The following is a 6,191-nucleotide window of genomic DNA, read 5'->3' as shown; positions in this document are numbered from 1 at the left end:
TTTTTGTCGAGTCATCAAGTTAAGGTATTTTTGTAAGTAGCTAAAAAAAGCTCCCGAGGCAACGAGGATTAGTTCAATAACTAAGTATATAGCGTGCTGATAAGCCAACGCTATTTGCTCAAATAATTAGGATAGAAAAAGTAAAGAATATAAATCAGACGAGTGTATCCAGAAAAACAGGGATCTCAAAAAATAGACTGAGTGAATTATCAAACAATAACCGTACTATACTAAAAGCTGATGAACTCTATTTGATTGCTTTGGCTATAAATGCAGACCCCTGTGAGCTTTTAGAAATCGTTTGTGGGCATTTAATCCTTAAAAAATAAGCTTTATATGGCGGTGATTTTCTACTAGGTTTTGGTAGAGCTATGCATAGGCTCATATTATAATAACCTATGCATAGTTAAAAGGTTACTACCTCCAAGAGGTATCTCCTTTTGCAGAATCAATACCATCTCCTGTTCCTTGCCCTCCAATGGTAATTATAGGGGCATTTAAAAGTTGTGCTTCTAATGCTGGAACTGGGTAATGTAACATAGTGCCTTCTTGTAGTAAATTCCACCTTCTCATAAACATCCAATTTATAGCCTTACCAGCTAAGTGTAATTCTATACTGTTTTCATAGAATAAAGCATCAGCAATGTCTGTTTTGTTTGCTCCTGTAAGCAAAGGCATTTGTCCAACAGTTACTCGATTACTATTATTTAAAATACTTTCTGCAAGTGTATAATTCCCTAAACCATAAGCAACTTCTGCCTTTAATAACACAATCTCTTCTATATGTAAAATATTTGCAGGGAAATCGTATAGGTCGCCAAGAAATGAGGTGTATTTTACATTTTTATAGTTAGAGTATAAGGTTGGGTCGTACTCTGAGTAATAAAAATTAATAACCTCTTTGTACTCAAAATAAAGATTAGTTCTTGCATCAATAGAAGTTATAGGAGGACTATCTGTAACCCTTTTTTTTGTAGGAGCTGTTTTATTACTTAATAACCATGGTATTTTTTGATCTACACCAACCAAAACTTTACTCCATCTTTCTCTTGAAGCAAAAGATTGGTAAGAATTATAAATTTCGCGACTACCTGGACCTGTAAAATCATTTTCTATAGCATTATCTAAATAACTTTGAATAAGGTTAAAATCTAATGATTTAAAATCTTCATGGTTTCTAGCTTTACCCAATAAAAACTTAGCAGCATATGTATTTAAAACCTTTTTTATCTCTATAGATGATAAATTAAAACCAGGTAAATAATCCCAGTTTAATTCGGGGTTATTTGTATATATATTTTTTGCTTCATTTAGATATTCTACTGCTTTATTAATTACATCTTTATAGTTAGAAAAGGTCATTTTTTCAGCAGGAATATTATAATCTAAGATTATTCCTTTTTTATAAATTAAACCTACATAGCCCGTTGCCAATCCTTTCAATATTAATGCAGAAGCTTTGACCTTGTTTTTTACTTCATTGTTTTCTAAGGTCCAAGTATCTATCTTTTTTAAAATTTTATTAGCCGTGGAAATAGCACGATAAGCAGCTTCCCAATCATAAATAAAAGCACCTTCAAAAGTTCCTCCAACGTCATTATAAATGCGTTCTCTTGGTTCTCTGTTCATTGGCCAAGCTTCTACGGGGTTACAACTAACTAATTGATCTGCCAAATAATCATAATCGACATTACTTTTTGAGCTAACTAGGTTTTTAAAAAAAGCAGAATTAGTACTGTGTAAAAGAGCTATTACTCCTTCTGTGCTTCCTAAAATACTATTTCTACCTGGCTCATTTAAATTTTCAACATCTAAATCACATCCTTGTAAAACAAGAAAAAATAAGCCGAAGATTAATTTTATATATATTTTATTTAAGTATTTCATTTGTTTCTATTTTGAAAACATTAATTTTTTGTGATTATCTTTCTATTTGTTAAAATGTTAATTGAACCATTGCAGTGAAAGTTCTAGACTGTGGGTATGATCTTAAGTCTAATCTATCATTTGTAGGGTTAGATACTTTGGCTGTAAGGCTTCCTTCTGGTAAACCTGATCCGTATGCAACTTCAGGATCAAAACCTGAATAATTGGTAAAAGTAAATAGGTTTCTACCAATTAACGAGATTTTTAATTCTTTAATAATCTTGCTAGCTTTAGGCCCTAAAACATTTTTCCCTAAAGTATATCCTAAAGATAATTCTCTTACTTTTGTAAAAGTACCGTCTTCTACAAAATGACTAGTATCTGAAAGTCCACGATCTAAATTACTAGAAATGCCAGAGTATAATATATGCTTACCCTGTTTTGCAAATTTTTCTTGATCACCATGACGCTCTGCTCTGTATAGTCTTTGTTTTGTGCTATTATAGATATCACCACCTTGTTGATGATCTATTACAAAATATAGATTGAAGTTTTTATATGAAAAATTACTAGTGAATCCTAAATTCCAATCAGGATTTGTATTTCCTATTTCCATTTTTTCATCTTCTCCTGTTTCGTCAGAAAGAAGAATAACTTGCTCTTTTGCAGAACCTTTAGTTCCTTTTATTATAACATACCCATGCTCGTTTATTTCAAAATCTTCAGGTTTTAAAGTTCCTCTTTCGTTTATATTGGGGTTCCCTAAGCTATTTATAACAAATCCATTATTATCAAGAGTTAATTCATTTACATTTGTTGCTACTTTATATCCATACATTAATCCATAAGGTTTTCCTTCTTCCACTCTAAAAAGACGACTAGATCTACTAAATGGCTCCACCCCACCTAAGTCAGTGATTTCTTGTGTTATTTTACTCCAATTAAGGTTAGCATTCCAGCTAAAGTTTTTATTTTTAATAATATCTAATCCTAACTGAACTTCTAATGCACTAGAGGCGATACTTCCAAGATTTTGCCATTGCTCTTTAAAACCAGTTGCTCTAGGTAAAGGAACTTTTAAAAAATCGTCTTTTACCTGAGTTTTAGCGTAATTAACTTCTAGATTTACTCTGTCAAATAAGCGAGCATTAATACCTGCTTCCCATTCTGATACTCTTGAGGGTAACAAATTTTTATTTCCTGAAATGTCTGGTCTTAATGTTCCTCTCCAAGTTGATCTGTACGTTTCGTATTGTGTATTAAAAGCAGGTCGTTGACCAGAAGTTCCCCAAGAAAAACGTAATTTTAAATCGTCTACTTTTGGGATATTAAAATCTTTGGTAACTATATATGCAGCAGAGAGCCTACCAAAGGTTGCCCAGCGATTATCTTTACCAAATAGGGAAGATCCATCTTTTCTAATTAATCCATTAAAAATAATTTTGTCTTTATAATCTAAGTTAAAATCGAAAAAATAATTACTTACTTTTTCTTCAGACTGAATTGACCCTATTATTCTAGAACTACCCTCTGTATAACTTAAGTTTCTGACCCCACTTACTAAAAGCTGAAACCCTTTAGCATTAAAAGAATTTACATTTCTATTTTCTCTTAAAAATTTTGCGGTAAACCTTGTGTTAAAGTTACCTATTTTTTTGGCGTAACTAGCATATAGTTGTACTATATCTGATTTAGAAATATTGCTTACAATACCATAATCACCAACGTTTGTTAATGTAGGGTCTGGAAATTTATATTCTTTTGGAGTATAACTATATGTTTCACTTCTAGATTCATCGTGTGAATATGATGCTCCTAATTGTAAATTATCATTAATATCATATGTTATACTTGGACTAAACATTAGTCGTTGTCTATCAAAATAATCTTCAAGAATACCAACCTCGTATAACGGATTGTCTAAAAAGTTTCTTAAGTAATAAGAACCTTTAGGTGTAGGAACAATATCCCCATTTAAATCGCGTTCAGTTATATCAACCCATGGTTCCAAAAAAAGTGCAGTTTCTCTAGTGCTGAAAGGGGCATTGTGTCCTTTTGTTTTGGCATAAGAAACGGAAGTCTTTATCGCTATTTTATCATTGGGTAAATAATCAATATTTAAACGTGCATTATTTCGTACAGATGGTTTTACACCTTGTATTGCTCCTCCATTTTTTGTGTTTTGGAAGGACGCATGATATTTGAAGTTTTCATTACCAGATGATATTGATGTATATAGAGAACTATATGGTTGTGTAGTGTAAATTTTTTTTTGATGGTCTAATATTCTTGGAAATGGATTGTCTAATAATCCATCTTCATCATAATCTCTTATTCCTCCATTACTTAAATGCCATCTTCCTTGTTCGTTTAAGTCGTTTAAATTCCAAGGGAAATCATTAGCATCTCTTAATTTGTACCTATGTGTGTTTGCAAGAGGGTATGCCTTTGCTATTTGTGAAAAACCTGTTTCGTTTCTTACCACAATTGTAGGTTTACCACCACTGTTTTTTCCCCTTTTTGTTATTATTTGAATAACTCCATTTCCACTTAAAGAACCGTACATAGAAGAACCTGCAGCTCCTTTAATAATCTCTACACTTTCTACATCTTCCATGTTTATGTCTTTTAGGTTCATGTCACTCCCTGTAATTATTCCATCAATAATAATCAAAGGTTCTTGACTTCTTAAAAGAGAATTAGACCCCCTTAAACGTATGGAAGACACCGCATTAGGGTCTCCATTTGGTTGTACAATAGTTATTCCAGCAACCTTTCCTCGAAGTGAATTTCCTAAATCTCTGCCTGGTACTTCTTTAAGTTCTCTATTATTAACTTTAGATAGTGCAAAAGGTAATTTTTTAACAGGGGTGCCTACTGCTACTCCCGTAACAACAACTTCTTCTAATATTTGTGAGTCTTCCCGTAAAACAATTTTAAAAAAAACAGTTTTTGAAATTGGAACTGTAAAGTTTTTAAACCCTAGCATTGATACCTTTAGTATATCTTTTTTCTTTACGTTGTTTAAGGTAAAGTTTCCATTATTATCTGTTGTTGCACCTTTTAGTTTTCCTTTAATCAAAACATTTGCAAAAGGTAAAGGTTCGTTATTTATATCTGTTACTTTTCCTGAAATGTTAATTTGTGCAGTAAGTTTGGTCAAACTTAGTAATAGTAACAACCCTAAAGTTAGTTTACTTATAGTATTCATTATTTTTATTTAAAATTATTATTAGTGTGTATTTATTAGTTTTTTTCTTGGCTATATTGGTAAACAATAGATCTTTTTAAGAATTTAATCAGTTTTAGATCTAATCGCTCGAAGGTTGCTTTATATGTAAAAAAATAAGGTTTTTAACAAGAAAATAAACGCTCAGACAAATATCTTACTTGCTTGTATTGAAAATTTTTAGTAGCTTTTTATTCTTAAATATTTTAAAAAGAGAGTGCTCTTTTTAAAACTTGTGTACGTTTATTAAACCAATACTTTTATGAGCATTGGTTAACCTTTTTATGTATTACACCATCAATTATTGTATAATGGACACTATAACTCTTTTAGTCAAATGATTATATAACATAACATACGGCATAAAGCGTTTAAGCTTATTCCGATATTATGACAAAAAAATAAATGGATAGTTATACTTCAAAATGATGTAAAACTTAAATTATCTCTACATTTTAAATACATGTATTACATTACAATATTTGTTATAATACTATTTGTACTTTATATGTTTATATAGAAATAAAGAAAAGGTATTTAAGAAATTAAAGGAGGTGCTCTTAGTCTTTTAATTGAAGAATGACAAAAAGATAAAGTAATTGATTTATAATTATCAATAATCGTTTTGTTAGTAATAAGAATGAGTATTCCTACAAAAGATTTAGAAGACAAATTAAATGAAGCAAAAGAAAAGTAACAAACATCACAATGTTCGCCTACAGACTCGTATAAATGAGTTAATTTCTCTTTACAATTAAGGTGCTCTTCATTTTTATGTTTATGCGTAGCCTTAATAATAATAGGAAGCACAAGAAGTAACACCAAGAATGTAGAGGTGATTCTACTTAAAAAGCTATTATTTTTTAAGGTCATTTTTTTTACAGAAATAATGAGCTAAAATAAACTATAAAACTATTTATTGATTATAGTAGTGTATTAAATTTTTATTAAAGAAGAGGTTTAAACTTTTTTGAACACACAAAAAGGGTTGTGGATATTTGTGTTGCAAGACATAAAATGGAGTTGCTACCTTTATTCGGACAGATATTTAAGACGGTTTATGTTTAAATAAATATCTTAGAAAAATGAAAAAACG

4 protein-coding genes are annotated in these 6,191 nt (G+C 30.4%); 1 reads left to right on the top strand and 3 read right to left on the bottom strand.

Features of this window, described 5'->3' with window-relative positions:
• The first annotated feature begins 122 nt into the window (after positions 1-122).
• Positions 123-329 carry a helix-turn-helix transcriptional regulator gene (locus CVD18_RS23270; RefSeq protein WP_103867435.1) on the top strand — a complete coding sequence of 69 codons (207 nt, stop codon included), beginning with the start codon at positions 123-125 and terminating at the stop codon, positions 327-329.
• Between the two features lie 88 nt (positions 330-417).
• Here the strand turns inward: CVD18_RS23270 and CVD18_RS20945 are convergent, their stop codons facing one another.
• The 3 genes from CVD18_RS20945 to CVD18_RS20935 form a co-directional block, all read right to left on the bottom strand.
• Positions 418-1,887 carry a RagB/SusD family nutrient uptake outer membrane protein gene (locus CVD18_RS20945; RefSeq protein WP_103867434.1) on the bottom strand — a complete coding sequence of 490 codons (1,470 nt, stop codon included), beginning with the start codon at positions 1,885-1,887 and terminating at the stop codon, positions 418-420.
• Between the two features lie 49 nt (positions 1,888-1,936).
• Entirely contained in the window at positions 1,937-5,077 is a 3,141-nt protein-coding gene (locus CVD18_RS20940; RefSeq protein ID WP_103867433.1) for a SusC/RagA family TonB-linked outer membrane protein, read from the bottom strand.
• 555 nt (positions 5,078-5,632) lie between these two features.
• Positions 5,633-5,968 carry a hypothetical protein gene (locus CVD18_RS20935; RefSeq protein WP_103867432.1) on the bottom strand — a complete coding sequence of 112 codons (336 nt, stop codon included), beginning with the start codon at positions 5,966-5,968 and terminating at the stop codon, positions 5,633-5,635.
• Positions 5,969-6,191 lie beyond the last annotated feature (223 nt).

The sequence above is a fragment of the Aquimarina sp. I32.4 genome, from assembly GCF_002924285.1.
In the GTDB taxonomy this organism is placed as follows: domain Bacteria; phylum Bacteroidota; class Bacteroidia; order Flavobacteriales; family Flavobacteriaceae; genus Aquimarina.
This window is presented reverse-complemented; position numbering and strand designations above follow the sequence as displayed.

Excerpts from the sequence above, each read along its gene's own strand:
- CVD18_RS20945 (WP_103867434.1), bottom strand. The coding sequence starts at position 1,887 with ATGAAATACTTAAATAAAATATATATAAAATTAATCTTCGGCTTATTT.
- CVD18_RS20935 (WP_103867432.1), bottom strand. The coding sequence starts at position 5,968 with ATGACCTTAAAAAATAATAGCTTTTTAAGTAGAATCACCTCTACATTC.
- CVD18_RS20940 (WP_103867433.1), bottom strand. The coding sequence starts at position 5,077 with ATGAATACTATAAGTAAACTAACTTTAGGGTTGTTACTATTACTAAGT.